This is a genomic window from Corynebacterium sp. c25Ua_47 (genome assembly GCF_039907205.1).
GTDB lineage: Bacteria > Actinomycetota > Actinomycetes > Mycobacteriales > Mycobacteriaceae > Corynebacterium > Corynebacterium hiratae.
Genome location: NZ_JASBOH010000004.1, coordinates 161,726 through 179,542 on the forward strand (window position 1 = coordinate 161,726; position 17,817 = coordinate 179,542).

21 protein-coding genes are annotated in these 17,817 nt (G+C 61.6%); 11 read left to right on the forward strand and 10 right to left on the reverse strand.

From position 1 onward, the window contains the following. Positions 1-26: 26 nt before the first annotated feature. From QKE52_RS05575 to QKE52_RS05590, 4 genes are all read left to right on the forward strand, one after another. Positions 27-629 carry a superoxide dismutase gene (locus tag QKE52_RS05575; RefSeq protein ID WP_046647628.1) on the forward strand — a complete coding sequence of 201 codons (603 nt, stop codon included), beginning with the start codon at positions 27-29 and terminating at the stop codon, positions 627-629. Between the two features lie 445 nt (positions 630-1,074). Beyond that, the gene (locus tag QKE52_RS05580) at positions 1,075-2,781 is read left to right on the forward strand and encodes a carbon starvation protein A (protein WP_347948363.1); all 1,707 of its coding nucleotides are present in this window, start codon (positions 1,075-1,077) and stop codon (positions 2,779-2,781) included. Further along, on the forward strand, positions 2,771-3,028 hold the full coding sequence (locus tag QKE52_RS05585; protein ID WP_046647629.1) for a cory-CC-star protein: 258 nt from the start codon (positions 2,771-2,773) through the stop codon (positions 3,026-3,028). The genes QKE52_RS05580 and QKE52_RS05585 overlap by 11 nt, the downstream gene beginning before the upstream one ends. Beyond that, positions 3,019-3,993, forward strand: a complete 975-nt coding sequence (locus QKE52_RS05590; protein WP_347948364.1) for an ArsA family ATPase — start codon at positions 3,019-3,021, stop codon at positions 3,991-3,993. The genes QKE52_RS05585 and QKE52_RS05590 overlap by 10 nt, the downstream gene beginning before the upstream one ends. Here QKE52_RS05590 and QKE52_RS05595 read toward each other — a convergent pair. Beyond that, positions 3,990-4,862: a LysR family transcriptional regulator gene (locus QKE52_RS05595; RefSeq protein ID WP_347948365.1), complete on the reverse strand. Its 873-nt coding sequence runs from the start codon at positions 4,860-4,862 to the stop codon at positions 3,990-3,992. The genes QKE52_RS05590 and QKE52_RS05595 overlap by 4 nt on opposite strands. Positions 4,863-4,932: 70 nt before the next feature. Between QKE52_RS05595 and QKE52_RS05600 the strand changes: the two genes are divergently transcribed. Beyond that, positions 4,933-6,084 (forward strand): MFS transporter, encoded by a 1,152-nt coding sequence (locus QKE52_RS05600; RefSeq protein WP_347948366.1) that lies wholly within the window; start codon positions 4,933-4,935, stop codon positions 6,082-6,084. A gap of 11 nt (positions 6,085-6,095) precedes the next feature. After that, positions 6,096-7,388, forward strand: a complete 1,293-nt coding sequence (locus tag QKE52_RS05605; RefSeq protein WP_347948367.1) for a copper oxidase — start codon at positions 6,096-6,098, stop codon at positions 7,386-7,388. A gap of 126 nt (positions 7,389-7,514) precedes the next feature. On the opposite strand, the gene QKE52_RS05610 is transcribed toward QKE52_RS05605, so the two are convergent. Further along, positions 7,515-8,951 carry a TM0106 family RecB-like putative nuclease gene (locus QKE52_RS05610; protein WP_347948368.1) on the reverse strand — a complete coding sequence of 479 codons (1,437 nt, stop codon included), beginning with the start codon at positions 8,949-8,951 and terminating at the stop codon, positions 7,515-7,517. Between the two features lie 75 nt (positions 8,952-9,026). Between QKE52_RS05610 and QKE52_RS05615 the strand changes: the two genes are divergently transcribed. Together QKE52_RS05615 and QKE52_RS05620 are read left to right on the forward strand one after the other, a co-directional pair. Beyond that, the gene (locus QKE52_RS05615) at positions 9,027-9,659 is read left to right on the forward strand and encodes a DUF6474 family protein (protein ID WP_102233416.1); all 633 of its coding nucleotides are present in this window, start codon (positions 9,027-9,029) and stop codon (positions 9,657-9,659) included. Between the two features lie 315 nt (positions 9,660-9,974). Beyond that, on the forward strand, positions 9,975-10,292 hold the full coding sequence (locus QKE52_RS05620) for an Lsr2 family protein (protein ID WP_049154631.1): 318 nt from the start codon (positions 9,975-9,977) through the stop codon (positions 10,290-10,292). Here the strand turns inward: QKE52_RS05620 and QKE52_RS05625 are convergent. Both QKE52_RS05625 and QKE52_RS05630 read right to left on the reverse strand, forming a co-directional pair. Next, positions 10,289-10,927, reverse strand: a complete 639-nt coding sequence (locus QKE52_RS05625; protein ID WP_046647640.1) for a response regulator transcription factor — start codon at positions 10,925-10,927, stop codon at positions 10,289-10,291. The two genes, QKE52_RS05620 and QKE52_RS05625, sit on opposite strands and share 4 nt — an antisense overlap. 36 nt (positions 10,928-10,963) lie before the next feature. Then, a complete protein-coding gene (locus QKE52_RS05630) occupies positions 10,964-12,136 on the reverse strand; it encodes a sensor histidine kinase (protein ID WP_347948369.1) in 1,173 nt (390 codons plus the stop codon). On the opposite strand from QKE52_RS05630, the gene QKE52_RS05635 reads away from it, so the two are divergent. Then, positions 12,135-12,689 (forward strand): DUF2020 domain-containing protein, encoded by a 555-nt coding sequence (locus QKE52_RS05635; RefSeq protein WP_347948370.1) that lies wholly within the window; start codon positions 12,135-12,137, stop codon positions 12,687-12,689. The genes QKE52_RS05630 and QKE52_RS05635 overlap by 2 nt on opposite strands. Before the next feature lie 34 nt (positions 12,690-12,723). Here the strand turns inward: QKE52_RS05635 and QKE52_RS05640 are convergent, their stop codons facing one another. Then, positions 12,724-12,876 (reverse strand): hypothetical protein, encoded by a 153-nt coding sequence (locus tag QKE52_RS05640; protein WP_168166775.1) that lies wholly within the window; start codon positions 12,874-12,876, stop codon positions 12,724-12,726. After that, entirely contained in the window at positions 12,876-13,634 is a 759-nt protein-coding gene (locus tag QKE52_RS05645) for a class E sortase (protein ID WP_070702273.1), read from the reverse strand. The genes QKE52_RS05640 and QKE52_RS05645 overlap by 1 nt, the downstream gene beginning before the upstream one ends. 66 nt (positions 13,635-13,700) lie before the next feature. On the opposite strand from QKE52_RS05645, the gene yidC reads away from it, so the two are divergent. After that, the gene (yidC, locus tag QKE52_RS05650; protein WP_070517768.1) at positions 13,701-14,687 is read left to right on the forward strand and encodes a membrane protein insertase YidC; all 987 of its coding nucleotides are present in this window, start codon (positions 13,701-13,703) and stop codon (positions 14,685-14,687) included. Here the strand turns inward: yidC and QKE52_RS05655 are convergent. From QKE52_RS05655 to QKE52_RS05670, 4 genes are all read right to left on the reverse strand, one after another. Next, entirely contained in the window at positions 14,644-15,252 is a 609-nt protein-coding gene (locus tag QKE52_RS05655) for a TetR/AcrR family transcriptional regulator (protein WP_046647650.1), read from the reverse strand. The two genes, yidC and QKE52_RS05655, sit on opposite strands and share 44 nt — an antisense overlap. Before the next feature lie 68 nt (positions 15,253-15,320). Beyond that, positions 15,321-15,581 carry a GlsB/YeaQ/YmgE family stress response membrane protein gene (locus tag QKE52_RS05660; protein WP_010188457.1) on the reverse strand — a complete coding sequence of 87 codons (261 nt, stop codon included), beginning with the start codon at positions 15,579-15,581 and terminating at the stop codon, positions 15,321-15,323. 139 nt (positions 15,582-15,720) lie between these two features. Further along, the gene (locus QKE52_RS05665) at positions 15,721-16,617 is read right to left on the reverse strand and encodes a universal stress protein (RefSeq protein WP_046647652.1); all 897 of its coding nucleotides are present in this window, start codon (positions 16,615-16,617) and stop codon (positions 15,721-15,723) included. Positions 16,618-16,663: 46 nt separating this feature from the next. Continuing rightward, entirely contained in the window at positions 16,664-16,804 is a 141-nt protein-coding gene (locus tag QKE52_RS05670) for a hypothetical protein (protein WP_180963912.1), read from the reverse strand. Between QKE52_RS05670 and QKE52_RS05675 the strand changes: the two genes are divergently transcribed. Beyond that, positions 16,740-17,792: a pseudouridine synthase gene (locus QKE52_RS05675; protein WP_347948371.1), complete on the forward strand. Its 1,053-nt coding sequence runs from the start codon at positions 16,740-16,742 to the stop codon at positions 17,790-17,792. The two genes, QKE52_RS05670 and QKE52_RS05675, sit on opposite strands and share 65 nt — an antisense overlap. The last annotated feature ends 25 nt before the right edge of the window (positions 17,793-17,817 follow it).

Below are 17,817 nucleotides of genomic sequence, written 5' to 3' on the forward strand. Positions count from 1 at the left end.
CGTACCCCAAAGAAAGGATGACACAAATGGCTGTTTACGAACTTCCTGAACTCGACTACGCATACGACGCTCTGGAGCCGCACATCTCCGCTGAGATCATGGAGCTGCACCACTCCAAGCACCACGCTGGCTACGTTGCTGGCGCTAACGCTGCGCTCGAGGCTCTGGAGGAGCAGCGCAACGGCGAGGCTAACGCTGACGCTATCCGCGCTCTGTCCAAGAACCTTGCCTTCAACCTGGGTGGCCACACCAACCACTCCATCTTCTGGAAGAACCTCTCCCCGAACGGTGGCGGCGAGCCGACCGGCGAGCTGGCTGAGGCTATTAACCGCGACTTCGGTTCCTTCGAGAAGTTCAAGGCTCACTTCTCCGCTGTTGCGACCGGCCTGCAGGGCTCCGGTTGGGCAGTTCTGGGCTACGACCACGTCGCTGGCCGCCTGATTATTGAGCAGCTCACTGATCAGCAGGGCAACATCTCGGTGAACTTCACCCCGCTGCTGATGCTGGATATGTGGGAGCACGCCTTCTACCTCCAGTACAAGAACGTGAAGGCTGACTACGTTAAGGCAGTTTGGAACGTCTTCAACTGGGATGACGTTGCTGAGCGTTACGCTGCTGCTACCAAGTAAGCACTCCGGCCTCCTTTAAGGCCATATTGCTTCGACCGCGCTGGGTCCTCTTCAATGGGGCTCGGCGCGGTTTCGCGTTTTCAACAAGCTGCAGGCCTTTGCACAGGACTCCTGCTCCCGGTGCGCGAGCCGAAACTGACCTAGTTGCCAAAGTTATGCGCCACCTGAACTCGCCGCCGATCCGAGGGGGATCTTCGTCATGTAGGGCAGTTGGCCTATCGGTCAAGGCAATTCGCAGACCGTGAGCGGTGATGAACCACACCCCCTTCTGCCCCACCCGCCCCAACTTTCCCTATCGAGATTTAGAAATTAAACCCACCTTCACAAAACAGCTATGGCATAATTCACACCACCTGCACACAGGGATGCGTATTACAGGCTTGCCTTTCTTGCTGAGGAGCCAACGCTGATGCGACATCTCAATTGACTCTCTTCAGGTGGTTTTGTGAACTCACTTCTTCTCGTCTTTATCGGACTCGCCATGATGGTGGCGGGCTACCTGCTGTACTCCCGCTTCCTTGCGTCGAAGGTGTATCAGCTCTCTGATAATTTTTCCACGCCCTCCCACACCATGGAGGACGGTGTCGACTACGTCCCTACTAACAAATACGTGCTGTGGGGCCATCACTTCACCTCGGTCGCGGGTGCTGCACCCATCATCGGCCCCGCCGTCGCCGTGATTTGGGGCTGGCTACCAGCCTTCCTCTGGGTCACGCTCGGCACGGTCTTCTTTGCCGGAATGCATGACCTGGGCGCGCTGTGGGCTTCCCAGCGCCACCGCGGGCAATCCATCGGCACGTTGTCTGGGCGCTATATCGGCGCCCGCGGGCGCGCGCTCTTCCTCGTCGTGATTTTCCTGCTGCTGCTCATGGTCAACGCGGCCTTCGCCGTGGTCATCTCCAACCTGCTGATTTCCACGCCCACCGCCGTCATCCCCACCTGGGGCGCCATCCTCGTCGCCCTGCTCATCGGCCAGGCCATCTACCGCTTCCGCTGGAACCTGACCATCGTCTCCATCGTGGGCGTCGCTGCCTTGTACGCGCTGATGATCATCGGTGACCGCGTCCCGCTGGCCCTGCCGGAAACCGTCCTGGGCATCCCGGACCGCGGCGTGTGGATCATCCTGCTCTTCGTCTACGCCTTCATCGCCTCCCTGCTGCCGGTGTGGGTCCTGTTGCAGCCGCGCGACTACATCAATGGCCTGCAGCTCTTCGTCGGCCTCATCATCCTCTACGGCTCCTTCCTTATCACCCGCCCCGAGGTTGTTGCACCGACCGTGTCGGATCACGTCCCTGACAACACACCAGGCATCTTCCCGCTGCTCTTCGTCACCATCGCCTGCGGCGCCGTCTCCGGCTTCCACGGCGTGGTGAGCTCCGGTACCTCTTCCAAGCAGCTGGATAAGGAAACCGACGCCCGCTTCGTCGGCTACTTCGGCGCCGTGGGCGAGGGCCTCCTCGCACTGGGCACCATCGTCGCCACCACATCCGGTTTCAAGACCGCCGCCGATTGGGAGGCCGTCTACAACGAATGGAACGCCGGCGGCGTCGGCGCCTTCGTCCAGGGTGGCGGTGCCCTCATGAACGAAGGTTTGGGCATCCCTACTTCACTCTCCGCCACCATCCTGGCCACCATGGCCGTGCTTTTTGCCGCGACGACGATGGACTCCGGCGTGCGCCTGCAGCGCATGGTGGTCTCCGAGGCTGCCGAGCTCATGGGCATCAAGCTCAGCGGCTTGGTGGCCACCATCATCGCCGTCGGCTGCGCTTTGGGCCTGACCTTCTCCACCGGTGTCGACGGCTCCGGCGGCATGCTCATCTGGCCGCTTTTCGGCACGACCAACCAGCTCATGGCCGGCCTGACGCTGTCCATCATCGTGGTCATCCTGACCCAGCTGCGCCGCCCGACGTGGCCAGTGCTGCTCCCGTTGATTTTCGTTACCGTCATGTCTCTGTGGGCTGCGGTGCTGCAGCTCAAGACGCTGTTCCAGGCCGGAAACTGGCTGCTGCTGGTTATCGATGGCGTCATTATCGTCGCCGCCATCTGGGTCATCGCCGAAGCCATCGCCGCCATCTCCCGCGCGCGCAAGGCCCCACAGGTGGTGTGGAAGGACGAAGACATCGAGCCGCCCCTGCCGGTCAATGCTCGATAAACTGAAGGCCTTTGGGCGCGGTCTAGACGAGTTCTACTCCGCGCCCTATCGGCGTTCCTTTGCTAAGGCGCAGCAGGAGGAAGACGATCTCTTCATGCTGCTCATCCTGTCGGAAGCCCTCGGCCTGCCGAATCCGGCCAGCTACTACACCCTGGAGTTGCTGCCGCTGATGTACGAAGATTTCCACGCCTGGCACACGCGCATGGGCATGGAGCGCTCACCCTTGAACGGAATCTCATGCTGCTAGCCCCCGTCATGTTCTTCGGCGGCAAGGGCGGAGTGGGTAAGACCACGCTGGCCACCGCCACCGCGCTCCGCCTGTCTCAGGAAGGCAGGCGCGTGCTACTGGTATCCACGGACCCAGCGCACAACCTGGGGCACATCTTTGGCACCGCGCTTGCCGACGCCCCCACCACCATCCGCCCCCACTTAAACGTCATCGAGATCGACCCGGCGCGGGCGACGGAGGAGCACCTGAGGGGCGTCGGCAAGCAGATGCGTCGTTTCATGCCAGAACGCCTCCACCGTGAGGTCGACCGTCATCTGGACCTGGCGCGGCACTCGCCCGGCACGCATGAAGCGGCAATGCTGGAGCGCATCGCGCAGCTCATCGAAGAGCAGCAGGATGGCGGTGGGTTTGAGCACATCATCTTCGATACCGCCCCTTCCGGACACACCGCGCGGCTCATGGCGCTGCCGGAGATCATGGCCGCGTATACCGATGGCCTGCTCGCGCGGCGCGAGAAATCCGATAAATTCGGCGCGGTGGTGCGCGGCATGACCTCGGCGGAGAAGGCCGTTTCCGCCAGCTCGCAGGACCCGGTGGACCGCCGCAACCAGGAGATCCGCTCCACACTGCTCAAGCGCCGCCGCCGCTTCGAGCGTTTGCGCGCCGTGCTTTCCGACGAAGCCACCACGTCCTTCTTCCTCGTCCTCACCGCGGATCGCACTCCGGTGCTGGAAACCGCCGAATTCTTCGCGGACCTGAGTTCCCTTGGCGTGCACTGCGGTGGGCTGCTGGTCAACCGCCGCACTCCGAACAGCGCAGAGCAATTTCTTCAGCAGCGCCATGCCTCAGAGAACGCGGCCCTCGCGCTGCTCGCGGAGAAGCTGCCGGGCCAACCGGTGCACACCATCCCCTGGCTGCCCCACGAGGTTTCCACCCCGGAGGCGCTCGCAGCTCTGGCCGCCGAGCTTCCCTTCGATAGCTAGTCGGCGGTGAGTGTCACGACGAAATCCTTGAAGTGCTCGACCGGCGGGGCATCATCACCCTCCCGCCACACCAGCCCCAGCTCACGGTAGGCCGCGGGCTGCAGCGGGATGGGGTTGCGGGCTTTGAGGTACGGGTCATCGAGCGGCAACAGCGCCGATCCCAGGCCAGCAGCCACGAGGCCGGCCACGGTGGTCAGCTCCATGGATTCGAAGACGAGGCGCGGGGTGAAGCCGGCCTCGCTCGCTAGGGAATCGAGCAGCATGCGCGTTCCATAGCCGGGTAGCATGCCGATGAAGGGCTCCTCCCGAAAATCTTCCATGCGCACACTGTCTTGTCCTGCCGCCCAATGCCCTTCCGGAACCGCGAGCCCGAGGCGCTGCAATTTGAGCTGGTGCCAGCCCACGGCCCCCGGGGTAGTGGGGCGGGGGCCAACGAGCGCGAGATCTGACTCCCCGGCCGCTACTCTCTCCACGAGCTCACGTGCCGCGCCCTGGTGCAGGCGGATGTCCACGTGAGGGTGTTCAGCACGATAGGCCTTGAGCAGTTCCGGGACCATCCACGTGCCGAGGGAATGCATGAAGTCGAGGCGCACGGTGCCGCGCTCCGGATCCATCAGCCGGGCCACGGCATCGCGCGCGGCGGTCTCCGCCATGAGCATCCGGCGCGCTTGCTCGACGAATGCCCGACCGCGAGCATTCAGTCTTAAGCGTCGGCCGCTGCGCTCAAAAAGGCTGGCCCCCACGGCCGTCTCGATACGCTGAACGCGGCGGGTCAGCGCGGATTGGGAGAGCCCGAGGGCGTCGGCAGCCGCGCCGACGAGGCCATGGTCGGCCACGGCGACGACGCCGCGCACATCCTCCAGATTCATGCACACCTCGCATGTTTTATGTAACTTTTAGACATTTTACACATAACCCGCGCTAGGCCATGCTTGATGCATGACCAGAACGCGGCGCGCCACCATTGCCATGCTCTTCGTGGGCTTGGCAATTTTTTCTTGCCTCTACCCCACCCAAGCCATGCTGCCCACCCTGGTGGAGGACATGGGCATGTCCCCCACGGAAGCCGCCATGACCATCTCCGCGGCCACAGGCGCGCTGGCTATCTGCGTGATCCCCGTGTCCATCATTTCCGAGCGCATCGGCCGCGGAAAACTGCTGCTCGTCTCTACCATCGCGGCCACGCTCATCGGCATGCTCGTGCCGCTGGCGCCCAATCCGGAGATACTTATCGCCACCCGCGCGCTCCAGGGCGCCGTCATCGCCGGCGCACCCGCTACCGCCATGGCCTGGATCTCGGAGGAGCTGGAAAGCTCCTACGTTGCCCGTGCCATGGGGTTGTACATCGCCGGCACCACCATCGGTGGGCTCACCGGCCGCCTCATTCCCACCGGGCTGCTCGAGCTCACGTCCTGGCGCTGGGCCCTGGCCGGCTCCAGCTTGGTCACGCTCATCCTCGCCATCATCGCGGCAATCCTGTTGCCCTACCAGCAGAATTTCACCCCGAAGGAAATCCACTTCCGCTCGGAGCTGCGAGCCATCTTCCGCCATGCCCGGGATACCCGCCTGATTCCCTTGTTCATCGTGGCCTTCGTGGCGATGGGAACCTTCGTGTCCCTCTATAACTTCTTGGCTTTTCGGCTCATCGACCACTTCCACCTCTCGCCGGGCTTGGCTGGCTTGGTCTTCCTCTTCTACCTCACTGGCACGTGGTCTTCGGCGCGGGCCGGCCGGTTGGTCACGCAGGTCGGCCACGCCAACACCTTGCTGCTGTCCTGCCTGCTTTTTGCCGTGGGCATCGCGCTCTGCATGGGGTCACTGATCCCCACCCTGCTCGGCATCGTGCTCTTCACCATCGGCTTCTTTGCCGCGCACTCCACGGCCTCGGGGTGGGTGGGGCATATCGCCACTCACGACCGCGCTGAGGCCTCCAGCCTCTATGTCTTCTTCTACTACCTGGGCAGTTCCATCCTGGGCGCGCTAGCGGGCGTGCTCTTTGATTCCCTATCGTGGACCGGCTTCATCGCCGTCTACGCCGCACTCGCCGCGGGCATCGCGGTGTTGAGTTGGGTTGTGAGAAAAACCGGATAAAATCGTGTTTTATGGATAAGTGGTCGCCGCGCACATGGCACAGGAAAGCATCCCGCCCGGTCAGCCTGTGGATGATGATCTTTCTTCTCGCGGGCGCAATCCATACCTTTATCCCGAATTACCGGTGGGTCCTCATCCACCTTTTCACGCTTGGCATCCTCAGCAACAGCATCGTGGTGTGGTCCCAGCACCTCACCGAGAAGTTCGTGCAGCTCAAGGTTCCGATGTCGGCCCGCCCTCGCCAGCTCGCGCGGATTTATCTGCAGAATGCCGGCGTTATCCTCACCCTCGTGGGGCAGATGCTCGTCGAAGCCTGGGAATGGCACTGGCTGCTTACGCAGGTGGGCGCCACACTTGTCGCGCTCGCCGTGGTCTGGCACGGCGTGGCCCTCTTTGCCTTATGGCGCCAAGCGGAATCCAAAAGATTCCGCCCTGTCGTTGCTGCGTACGTAGCCTCTGCCTTCTTTCTTGCCGTTGGTGCCACTCTTGGCGCCTTCCTCGCGACGCACCCCTCCTATCCGCGCCTGCTCATCGCGCACGTGGCCGCCAATATTGGTGGCTTCGTGGGGCTGGCGGCGGCCGGCTCACTCACCATCTTGTTCCCGTCCATCTGGCGCACCAAGGGAATCAATCCGCACATGGGCTTAAGCTTCACCCTGCTGGGTCTGGGCGTCATCGCCACTCTGGTCGGCAGCATCTGGAATGTCCCGCAGGTAGGCCTCATCCTCTACTGTGTCGGCTGGGCATTTAGCCTGCAAAGCTGGCTGCTCAATGCCCTTAGCGTGCTCCGGGAACCACGCGGACGCATCACCTTCCCGGCGCTTTCTGTGCTCTTTTCCTGCTTCTGGCTGCTCGGCGGTCTGGTGTACTACACCACCCAGCATTTCTTCTCCAGCGAGCCACAGATTCCCATGCTCGCGCTCGTCGTAGGGTTTGGCGCCCAACTGCTCATCGGCGTCATGGGCTATATGCTGCCCACCACGATGGGCGGCGGCCCTTCAGCGGTGCGGGCTGGCCTGCGCGAATATAACCGCTGGGGGCTGGGGCGCTCGGTCTTTATCAACGGCGGGCTTGCCCTGTGGCTTGCCACCTCCAGTTCCCTCACCATGGTTGCCGCCTCCCTGCTCTGCCTCGGTTCCATGGCCGTCCTCCCCATCCTCACCGTCCGCGCGGTCAAGGCCCAGAAAGCCGTACTTCTCAAGAAGGCCGAAGGACCAGCGCCCACGACCACCACGGACTGGGACCAGGTGTGGGTGGCCCTTGCGGTGCTCATCATCCTCGGCGGACTCAACCTCATCCTGTAGAGCCCCAGACCTGAAACCCGCAACCTCCTGCGTGGGCAGTGGGGCGTCGGCAAGCGCTTGGCGACGCCCACCCTGCAGGTTGCGGGTTTCAGGTCTGGGGACTTGCAAACGGGAAGGCAGAAGAAGCTAGGGCTCGAGGGGAGGCACGCCCGGCGCGCCGGCGGACATCCACTCGCGGACCACGTGGGTAGCGCGCACATCGCCGGCGTTATAGCGCAGAATCTGCGCACGCGCGTCCGTGTCACCGGCGAGGGCGGCGCGGCGGGCGTTAACGGATTCTTCGCCGTCAAACTCTTCCGGCCATTCAAAGCCCGCGACCGGGGCCACGGTCTTCAGACCCAACCCCGCGGTGCCGGCGAAACTACGCTTGACGTGGACAAACATATCCACCCACTCCTCCGAGGAGATGAACTCTTCCACTTCCTGGAGGTTGGGGGTAGAAAAACGCTGCGCGGACCTGCGCATCCAATGGTTCTCCCCGTGGGCGGAGTAGCAATAGGCCGCGAAGGTCTTGCCCGCCGCATGCGCGTCAGCACGCACTCCCATGAGCCACTCCCAGAACTCGACGAAATTCTCTGCTTCCGCCCGGCCGCCGAGCGGCTCCCACGTTGCAAAAGAGTGATACTCACCGTCCAGGAGTGCACCCCACAAGTAGGCGCCTTGATCCAGGTAGGCCTCCATATCGACGTCGACTTCGACATCCGCCCGGGGAACGCTGACCTGCCCGCGGCGCAGCAGGGGAATACCTTCGCGCCAGGCGGCGGCGAGGGCGGAGGGGGCGCCGAGGGAGGCGTCGATAAGCCCCTGTACTGTCGTAATGCCGCGCTCGCGGTAGGGGTTGGCGCGGTCGCCCGGCAGGAAGAGGGAAATGTCATCGCGGGCTTCCAGCTCTTCCCGGCACAAGGGCCAAAAGCGGCAGGAGGCGCACTCCTTGACACGGCGCGGGCCCGCGGGCAGCGGTTGCGCCAGTGCCTCATCGATGGCAAAACGCGAGGTATCCGTGACAAAAGCCTGGCTGCGGTCCTGCCCAATCGCCGCGCCCCTGCCAGAATTCAGCCCCACTTCTTCCAAGCCCCGGGCTGCCAGCGCCAAACGGTAGCCGTCGATGGCGTGATGCCGAATCTTGTACTTTGCCGGCAAGGGCTCGCTCAACCCCAAGCGGTGGGTCGGCACGACGAGCGCGCGCGAGGCCTCATGCCGGCGCGCCACGCGGTGATCGGAGACGATGACAGGGCTGTACATTTCGCCGTCCCGAACAAGGAGCTCCACGCGCACCATCCACTCTTCGGTGGAAAAGACGGCGTTGGTGATGTGCGTATACCCGCGAGCTAGAGCCTCCAACGTGGCCAGGGCCCGATCGAAGTCGCTACCCTCCAGGTCAATGCGGCGAAAACGGCCCGACCCCTTTGCGGGAAGGCGGCTCAAGGCAGCATCGATAGCCGCCGCATGGCGTTCCGCGCGGGCCTGACTTACCGCGGTACGTGGGATCTCGGGATGCGCGCGGCGCTGCACCAAGCGATAACGGCAGCCCACAAGATCCGTGGCGACGAGCACATCCTTCACAGCAGGTGAGCTTAGTAGACCACCTTGCTAGAGTTGTAGCGAGACCCTAAGGATAGATAATTTAAGGACGTTTCAATGGGCATTTTGAAGAAGATCCGCAAGGCCCGCCGCGAGGCCCGCGCTGAGGTTAAGGCCGCCAAGACCCGCGCAAAGGCAGAGGTAAAGGCTGCCGATAAGGCCAAGCACCGCCAGCAAAAGCTGTTGGCTAAGCAGGAGAAGGCGCTTATCAAGTCCGAGGAAAAGGGCCTGAAGAATCGCCGCAAGCACGAATACAAAATGGCCAAGAAGGAACTCGAACGCATTAAAGAAGGCCGTTTTAATAAGAGCAACGTCAAGCGTTATGCCGGTGCTCTGCGCACCGCCGCACCGCTTCTGCTTCCCCTGATTTATCGCGGCATCACCGTTGCCCAGCGCGAGGTTGAGAAGAAGCGCGCGCACAAGGCTGGCGTCAGCGCCGAACAGCTGGCCTCCTTCTCCGGCCACGGCGCACCGCTAAAGGCGCGCACCGCCGGCATCCGCAACTCCCTGAAGGACGCCCAGCTGCCCGCCGGCTTTAAGCGCGACGTCAAGGAGCGGCTCAACGAACTTGATTCCGCAATCGACAATGCGGAATACATGACTGAGCAGCAGCGCCAGCGCGCACACCGCTCCATCTCCGGCGAGATTGATTCCCTCAACGACGAGATCCAGTCCAAGCTGGGCGCATAACCCTTCGCACCACAGCTTCCAGCCTTCGATCCCTACATTTCCCGCATCCTAACAAGGGCGAGAAAGCGGATCGGAGGCTTTTTCTTTCGGGTTTAAAATCAGTCTTTGTTACCGGCCAGAATATTGCTTCTCCTAGCGCCCCTTAACTGTGTCGCAGACGTGGTTTTGCTCTATAGTCAATAACAAGAGAAGGTTCTTTTAATGACTTTCTCTTTAATCCGTTAAGTTACTTAAAGTTTAGGCTTCCGCTCTTGTGGTGAACGATGAAGGAAGCCCAAGCACAGCGCGATCAGATTACAGATCGAATGGAGAATCATGGCACGCCGCGAAATCACCCAGTTTTTTGACGACATTGATAACAAGCCCCTCAGCGAGGAAGAACTGATTGTCATCCGCTTCAGCGTTGACGGTAAGGACTATCTCCTCGACGTTTCCCAGGAGAATGCCGATAAATTCCACGCCGCACTGGAGCCTTTCGTAAAGGCCGCCCGTCACCCGGTGAAGAAGGACACCCGCCGCTACAAGCCGGCCGATGTCCGCGCCTGGGCCGCCCAGCACGGCTACCAGGTGGCCGAGCGCGGCAAGATCCCCAACGACGTCATCCTGGCCTACCGCGACGCCAACAACCTCTAAAGAACGCCCTGCTCGCGGGCGGCCGCCACGGCCGACGTGCGCGAGCGCACCCCTAATTTGTCGTAGATGTGGACGAGGTGGGACTTCACCGTCGCCTCCGAAAGCATCAGCTCCACACCGATCTCCCGGTTGGAGGATCCCGCCGCGACCAGCTTCAGTACTTCCAGCTCGCGCGGGGTAAGGGAGGTCCGCGGCGTGCGCACGCGGGTCATCAGCTTATCGGCCACCACCGGCGAAAGCGCCGAATCACCGTCGGCCGCCGAGCGCACCGCCGCGAGCAGCTCCACCGGCGGCGCATCCTTCAGCAAGTAGCCCACCGCTCCGGCCTCAATCGCCCCGAGAATGTCCGCGTCAGTGTCGTAATTGGTCACCACGAGCACCTTGGGCGGGTTCTCCATGGAGTAGCGGATGGCGGCGGTCGCCTCCGCGCCGCCCATGACGCGGGTACCTTCAATCCCCGCTCCGAAACGCAGATCCATGAGGAGGACGTCAATGCCACCTGCCTGCGCTGCGGAGACGGCGGCTTCGGCGGTCGCTACCTCACCCACCACCTCGATATCCTCAGCCCCCTCGAGCACCGAGCGTAGACCTAGGCGTACGATCTCGTGGTCGTCGGCAAGCAAGACCCTAATCACGGGCTTCCTCCTCATTGGTACGGTGTGGACAAATTCCTAATCTACATCGTTATGTAAGGGCACACTAACTGAGACCGCCGTACCGCTGCCTGGTGTGGATTCAATCACGACCTCTCCACCAAGTTCCTCGGCACGCCTGCGCATCGCCGATAGACCAATATGCCCCAAGCCCGCCGGCTTATTCTCCACTGCCTCGACATCAAAGCCGTCTCCATTGTCCACCACGTCCACGCGCACCTCATCCGGCGCATAGGTTACCGTCACCCGTGCCTTGCTGGCGTGGGCATGCTTGACGACGTTCCCCATCGCCCCCTGCGCAATCCGCAACAGTGCTGCTTCCACCTTCATGGGAAGTTGCTGGACATCGCCCTCAACGTCCACGGAAACATCAACCCCACCGGTTGCCGCGAAGTTATCCGCCATCCTGGTCATAGCTGACTCCAGGGAGGTTTCTGATAACACCGCCGGCTGTAGTGCTGCGATCATGGCACGCGCCTCGTGGAGGTTATCCGCCGCGGTGCGCCGGGCGAGCTCAATGCGCTCCTGTGCCTTAGGGATATTCTCCTGGGCCAGGTCGCGGTCAGCGGCGTGCAGAAGCATCTGGATGGAGGACAGGCCCTGTGCCAGAGTGTCGTGGATTTCGTGGGCGATGCGCTGGCGCTCGGCTGTCATGCCGGCCGTGCGCTCGGACTCCACCAGCTGGGAACGGGTCTTCACCAATTCTTGGTTCATACGGCTCAGCGCCCGGAAAGCATAGGTGATAGCGATCGTCACCAGGGCCGATACCGCTGGGCCCATGACGCCGCCGAAGGACAGCCCGCCCGGTACCTGCACCAGCACGGTCATCACCGTGGCCGCGATAACGCAGATGACGCCGGGGATCATCTCCAGTACGTAGAGGTACACAAAGTACAGGGAAAACACGAGGTAGATGGCCGCAGGCGCCACAGCCAAGTCAGCGAGCCACAACACCGTGAGGATGACTATCCAGCCATAACGCGCGATGCGCGGCAGCGTCTCCAAGTAAGCTGAGCCGCCGAAGTACACCACAGCGAAGGACACCAAGAGCAGCAGGTTGAGCACGCCCTGCCACAGAGGTAGGCGCACCGTGGTAAAAATCGCCACCACCAGCAGCGTCGCCGTCAGGACGTGGATACCGTTGCGCAGGGCATCCGATTCAACCGAGCGCTGGTCTAGTGTGGACGTCATGCGCCACAGCCTACTTCCCCCGCTTGCCGCCTGCCTGATCGGCATCGGCTTCGCCGCCGCGGGGTGCTCGGATGCAGACGACCCCACCCCCAGCACCCCGGCCGCAAGCCCTGCGCCACCCACCGACGCAGGCGATGGCCTGCCCATCGACGCCACGGCGGAGGTCAGCGACTGGGAAGACTGCCCCTATCTGGATACCCAATGGGTGGCCGATACGAACGGGCAGAGGATGACCCGGTGGGGCGTCGACAAGCGCTTTGGCACCCCCGCCTGTGTGTTCTGGTCCTACCCCGAGGACCCACAAGCCACCGTCCTCATCCGCCAGATGCCCAGCGTGGAGGAAGCGCGCGCGGTCGTGGACTGGGCCGCCCCTGTCAAGGACACGGAACTCGCCGAATTCGATGGCTGGTCGGGCGGGCGCGGCGTCTTTGAGGATCACTCGGTCTTTGCAGTCCAGAAGGACAACCACGCGGTGGTAGTGTGGTCAAACCAGCTGCAGACTCTCAAGCCCCAGCTCATAGCGCAGGAAGCGATCAAGCGTTTAGGCCTATAAGGCCTAAACGTATAAGGCCTAAGCATTTAATGGTCTAAACGGCGACGTCGTTATAGGGCATCTGCGCTGCTACCCAGGGGAACACAACCTCCATGAGCAGGAAGAAAACCCCCACGGCAAGAGCCAACGCCAGCACGGCTTTTACCGCGGTGGGGCCGGGCAACAGGTTCCACAGTGCGCGATACATTAGTTCTCCTCCAAGACGGCGGGGCGGTCATTGTCATCTGAGCCGGGCTTCTTAGCCTCCCGGTCGGTCTCCATGGCGTGCACGATCATGCGTTCCGCATTGGAGAACTGCGGATGGCACGTCGTGAGTGTAAGCAAGGATTCGCTGGGCTCAACGCCCTCCGCTCCGGGAACAGGTTGGAGCACGCTCACATCGCCCGGCAGCGTGATGTGGCGGCCTTGAACCGGCTGGTACTCCGGCTTGGCTTGCTGCTCTGGGCTGAAGCACTCCCCCGGGGAACCGTCGATAGGCAGCACGCGGTAGGTGATCCACTCCGTCGCAGTTTCGATGACGATGGCGTCGCAGGTGTGCAGGTTACCCAAGTCATTAAAGGGCGCGCCCTTGCCCACGCGGTGTCCGGCCACCGCAAAGTTGCCCGGCTCACCGGGCATCTGCGTGTCGGTGTAGCGCCCCGGTCCGCGCAGCAAATCATCCTCGTTGGTGCCCTCCAAGACCGCGAAGGCGAAGTCCGAGCCGAAGGCAGGGATATAGAGGCGTGCAAATGCCTCACCGAGCTGCGGGGCATGGCCAGCGCCGCGTGGATTGTGCCACTCCTCCTGTAGCGTCTCGTTGGCTTCGTCCTGTAGCTTGCCGGAGGCGATGTTGGTCCAGTAGGACTCATAAAAAGCAAAGAGCAGCAGCAGCACGCCGGCCGTCAGCATCAGCTCACCGATGACGGAGCCGACGGTCGTTCGCGTGCGTGCGGTGGGGTGGGGCATACTCACTACCCTAGCCTCCCTGTAACGTGTAAGTGCCCCACCACCCTGCAGAAAGAGGAGTAGGCGATGATCGAAATTTTCATGTATCCGGTCTCCGGAATCATGAAACTCTGGCACCTCCTGTTAGGCGCTTTCTTCAGCGGCTCCATGGCATGGATCCTCACCATCGTCTTCCTCGTGCTGACGGTCCGCGGGCTCATTGCTCCGCTGAACTGGCTTTCCGTGAAGCAAGGCCGCATCGGAGCCCTCATGCGCCCAGAGATGACCGAGCTCAACGCGCAGCTCGCTCGGGCCGACACCGTCGATGAGGCCGTCGCCGTCCTTACGCAGCAGCGCGATCTCAAGAAGCGCTTTCAACACAACCCGCTGGTGGGTTGCTTCCCAGCCTTCCTCATCATTCCCGCCTTTATTGGCCTCTACCAGGTGGTGCTCCGGGTTTCTGGCTCCACGCATGAGCCGGTGGGGATGCTCACGCTAGACGACGTCTCCTCTTTCCGCGCTTCCACCGTCTTCGGCGTTCCCCTCACCGATTTCGCCCGCGAGCACCGTGACTTGGTCCTGCCAATGCTCATCGCGGCACTCGTGTTTACCTCCCTCAACACGCTCATTACGCTCTACCGCGGCTACCTCACCACGCTTTTCGACGAGAAGATCCCTCGCCGCTTGCTGTGGTTTATGGCCCTCATGGTGGTTCTTATCCCGTGGATGCTGTGGATGGTGGCCTGGCACGGCCCCATCCCCGTGACCATCATCTTCTACTGGGGTTGTTCCTACCTCTTCACCCTGCTACAGACGGGCGTGTACGAAATCATTCTGCGCAAGCGCTACCCGCTGCCAGAGGCCGTCCACGAGCAGCGCCGCGCTAGCATACAGCGCTGGCGCACCAAGGAGAAGAAGCGGGAAAAGAAAGCGGCTAAGCAGCGGCTCAAAGAGGATCCGGGGCACAAGGAAGAGCTCGCCGCTAGCCGCAAGCGGCACTCGGAAATCGTGGCGGAGGCGCGAAAGATTGTTAAATCGAATAGTCGGCAGGAGGAGCCGACAGAAGCCGAATAGCCAGCTGCTTGGCTGTTACGAGCGGGGCGACGTCGCGGGTAAGGCGCGCGCCGGCAAGCCCGCCATCAAGGAAGATGAGAATTTCGCTCGCCTGCTCCTCTGAAGGGTAGCCATTCTTGGTGTTGAGAAGTGCTGTGACCGTGGAATGCATCCACGTGCGGTGCTCGACGCAGGCGGCCACGATGCCGCGCTCGGCATCAGTTTCTGGCCGCGGATACTCGCCCGCAGCGTTGAGGAAGTGCGAGCCCCGGAATTCCATGGAGGGCTGCTCCTCGATGGCCTTGTCGAAGAAGGCCAGAATCTTGCTTTCCGGGTCTGTCGCGTCCTCGGTGCGCTTTTGCCAATCGGCGCGATATTCCTCATCGAGGGCCTCAACGTACGCGATAACGAGGGCGTCCTTAGAGCCGAAGAGGGAGTACAGCGATGCCTTAGCGACGTCCGCCTCACGCAGGATGCGGTCGATGCCGATCACGCGGATTCCTTCGGTGGTAAAGAGCCGCGTGGCGGATTCGAGCAGTCGGCTGCGCGGACTCGGACGATTGCGTCGCGACTTCTTTTCGGCCATTTCTTCTCCTCACATGACAAAACCGGTTCATCTACACAATATAGACAAACCGGTATGTATGCGAATTATTATTTCTTGCGGCCCGTAATGGCTCCCACAATCCACAGCAGGATACAGGCGCCGACCGTTGCCGTAATAATCATCAGGAACCAGCTATCACCAACACTCTTATTAAAGAGCGCAAGCAAGCCGCCACCAATCAAGCCGCCGATAACACCAACAATGAGGTTAGTGAACAGCCCCTGATCGCGCTTCATAATCTTCTCTGCGAGCCAACCCGCAATGATGCCGACAACAATCGAACCAAAGAAACCGAGACCAAGTCCCATGTCACTCTCTCCTTCTCATAACAGTAAATAGCTTTTATTTACGTGCTCCCCACCGTACGCCTTAAAACACCAAAACGACCCGGGCCCACCATATATCCAATAAATGGGCCCGAATCGTTATTACGGGGTTATGCGAAGGTTACTCGGAGTCCGGACGAACCACCATCATCGGGCACGGTGCGGACTGCAGTAGCGCGCGGGAGGTCGATCCAAGCAGCATGCCCTTGAAGCCACCACGGCCGTGGGAACCCACGACGAGAAGCTGGGCGCCCTCAGAAGCCTCTGCCAGCGCGCGAACCGGACGGTCGCGGGCAATAACCTTCTTGACCTGTACCTCCGGGTACTTTTCTTGGAACTCAGCGAGGCGCTCGGTCAGCAGCTCTGCTTGCTCCTTCTCCACCTCAGCCCACTCGGCCTGCGCAGCGGAGAGGCCGGCCAGAGAAGCCTGCACCTGCATATCCATCCAGGTGTGAACGGCAATGAGCTCCGCGCCGCGGGCATCGGCTTCCTTGAAGGCGTAATCGGTTGCCTTCTGGGAAACCTCGGAACCATCGACGCCGATGACAACCGGACCGTACTTGGTGGACTCAGTGACGTGGTTATCTTCACGGACTACAACCACCGGGCAGGATGCGTGGGAGACGACGGATGCGGACACCGAGCCCATCACCATGCCGGAGAGACCACCCATACCGCGGGAGCCCATGACAATCATGGTGACGTCCTTGGACATCTCCAGCAGCATGTCAATCGGGGAGCCCTCAGCCACGGTGTGGCCAATCTTCAGATCCGGGGCAACCTTGTGGGCCTCGGCGCGGGCATCCTCGATCTTCTCTAGGGTTTCCGCCTGGAGGTCATCAAAAAGCTCCTTCGGCGGAACCATGCCTTCGGCGTAGAGGAACTGCGGCATCGTATAGCTCGATGCGATACGCAGCGGGATACCCCGCTTTACCGCGGTATTAGCAGCCCAGCGGACGGCGTTCTTCGACGCTTCCGAACCATCAACGGCTACGACGACAATGTCTTCCTTTGCCATGACCTTTCCTTTCGAAGTGCTTACACTTCCAGTCTAATACCTATTACTAGACCTGTGGGGTGGTAGCAGCGTCCGCGTTCGCAGGGAAGAGGATGTTGTAGGCGGCCAAGACAATGTCACGAATGACGGCACCGATACCATTAGAGAAGAAATCGATGACGGGTGCGAGAATAGAGTTAAAATCCATGGGTCAAAGAATATCGCAAAAAAGGCGTGGCGCAACACCACTTCCTATCCGTGATGGGCTAAACCCCACCCACGCCCGCGTGCCTGAAGGTCCGGCTACCGCGTGGAACTTCGTTCACCACCTCATCGCCACTCAGCGCCACCGTCACCCCGACGACAACGAGGCCGCACTACAGGCCCGCTTCGACGCAGACGAAGTTGTGCGCCAAGATGGATCCCCTCTTCGCCCTGATAGCATCCTCGCCACCAACGCGGTGGTTTACTTCTACCGCATGCCGGCTCCCGAAACTCCCGTCCCATACGACATACCAATCCTTTTTGAGGACGAGCACCTCCTGGTCGTCGACAAACCGCCCTTCATGGCCACCATGCCCCGCGCCCGGCACATCACAGAGACTGCAACCGTTCGCCTGCGCCGGATGACCGGAAACAACGAGCTATCTCCCGCGCATCGTCTCGACCGGCTTACCTCCGGCATCCTCGTCTTTACGAAGGACCGCTCCGTCCGGGGCGCCTACCAAACGTTGTTTGCCGAGCGCCGCGTAAACAAGACCTACGAGGCCATCGCGCCGCTTGCCGACGTCTCCCCAGGCACCATCTGGCGCTCCCGTATGGAGAAGACCCCGGGGGAATTGCAAGGCCGCATCGTCGACGGGGAAGTCAATGCCATCACCGAGGTCGCCGGCGTGGTGCCCGTAGATAAGGTCCCCTACGAGTCCATCCACGGTTCACTACCAGAGCTCGCGAAGTACACCTTGAAGCCGCAGACCGGAAAGACGCATCAACTCCGATTGCACATGCTTCAGGCTGGCATACCCATTATTGGGGACCCCATCTACCCCGTCATCTACCCGGCAGAAGCCGAGGACATGCGAATTCCCATGCATCTGACGGCAACACGCATTTCCTTTGTCGATCCTTTAACAGGACGGCCCCGAGAATTCTCCTCTCAACTACCACTTGAATCCCACCATTTTTTGAGCCCGTAATTAGGAACCTTTAACCACCGTTAAG

Bases quoted from the DNA above. Each gene is read 5' to 3' on its own strand.
- QKE52_RS05575 (WP_046647628.1), top strand. From the start codon at position 27: ATGGCTGTTTACGAACTTCCTGAACTCGACTACGCATACGACGCTCTG.
- QKE52_RS05585 (WP_046647629.1), top strand. From the start codon at position 2,771: ATGCTCGATAAACTGAAGGCCTTTGGGCGCGGTCTAGACGAGTTCTAC.
- QKE52_RS05590 (WP_347948364.1), top strand. From the start codon at position 3,019: ATGCTGCTAGCCCCCGTCATGTTCTTCGGCGGCAAGGGCGGAGTGGGT.
- QKE52_RS05595 (WP_347948365.1), bottom strand. From the start codon at position 4,862: ATGAATCTGGAGGATGTGCGCGGCGTCGTCGCCGTGGCCGACCATGGC.
- QKE52_RS05600 (WP_347948366.1), top strand. From the start codon at position 4,933: ATGACCAGAACGCGGCGCGCCACCATTGCCATGCTCTTCGTGGGCTTG.
- QKE52_RS05605 (WP_347948367.1), top strand. From the start codon at position 6,096: ATGGATAAGTGGTCGCCGCGCACATGGCACAGGAAAGCATCCCGCCCG.
- QKE52_RS05615 (WP_102233416.1), top strand. From the start codon at position 9,027: ATGGGCATTTTGAAGAAGATCCGCAAGGCCCGCCGCGAGGCCCGCGCT.
- QKE52_RS05620 (WP_049154631.1), top strand. From the start codon at position 9,975: ATGGCACGCCGCGAAATCACCCAGTTTTTTGACGACATTGATAACAAG.
- QKE52_RS05635 (WP_347948370.1), top strand. From the start codon at position 12,135: ATGCGCCACAGCCTACTTCCCCCGCTTGCCGCCTGCCTGATCGGCATC.
- QKE52_RS05630 (WP_347948369.1), bottom strand. From the start codon at position 12,136: ATGACGTCCACACTAGACCAGCGCTCGGTTGAATCGGATGCCCTGCGC.
- QKE52_RS05640 (WP_168166775.1), bottom strand. From the start codon at position 12,876: ATGTATCGCGCACTGTGGAACCTGTTGCCCGGCCCCACCGCGGTAAAA.
- QKE52_RS05645 (WP_070702273.1), bottom strand. From the start codon at position 13,634: ATGCCCCACCCCACCGCACGCACGCGAACGACCGTCGGCTCCGTCATC.
- yidC (WP_070517768.1), top strand. From the start codon at position 13,701: ATGATCGAAATTTTCATGTATCCGGTCTCCGGAATCATGAAACTCTGG.
- QKE52_RS05655 (WP_046647650.1), bottom strand. From the start codon at position 15,252: ATGGCCGAAAAGAAGTCGCGACGCAATCGTCCGAGTCCGCGCAGCCGA.
- QKE52_RS05660 (WP_010188457.1), bottom strand. From the start codon at position 15,581: ATGGGACTTGGTCTCGGTTTCTTTGGTTCGATTGTTGTCGGCATCATT.
- QKE52_RS05665 (WP_046647652.1), bottom strand. From the start codon at position 16,617: ATGGCAAAGGAAGACATTGTCGTCGTAGCCGTTGATGGTTCGGAAGCG.
- QKE52_RS05675 (WP_347948371.1), top strand. From the start codon at position 16,740: ATGACGGCACCGATACCATTAGAGAAGAAATCGATGACGGGTGCGAGA.
- QKE52_RS05670 (WP_180963912.1), bottom strand. From the start codon at position 16,804: ATGGATTTTAACTCTATTCTCGCACCCGTCATCGATTTCTTCTCTAAT.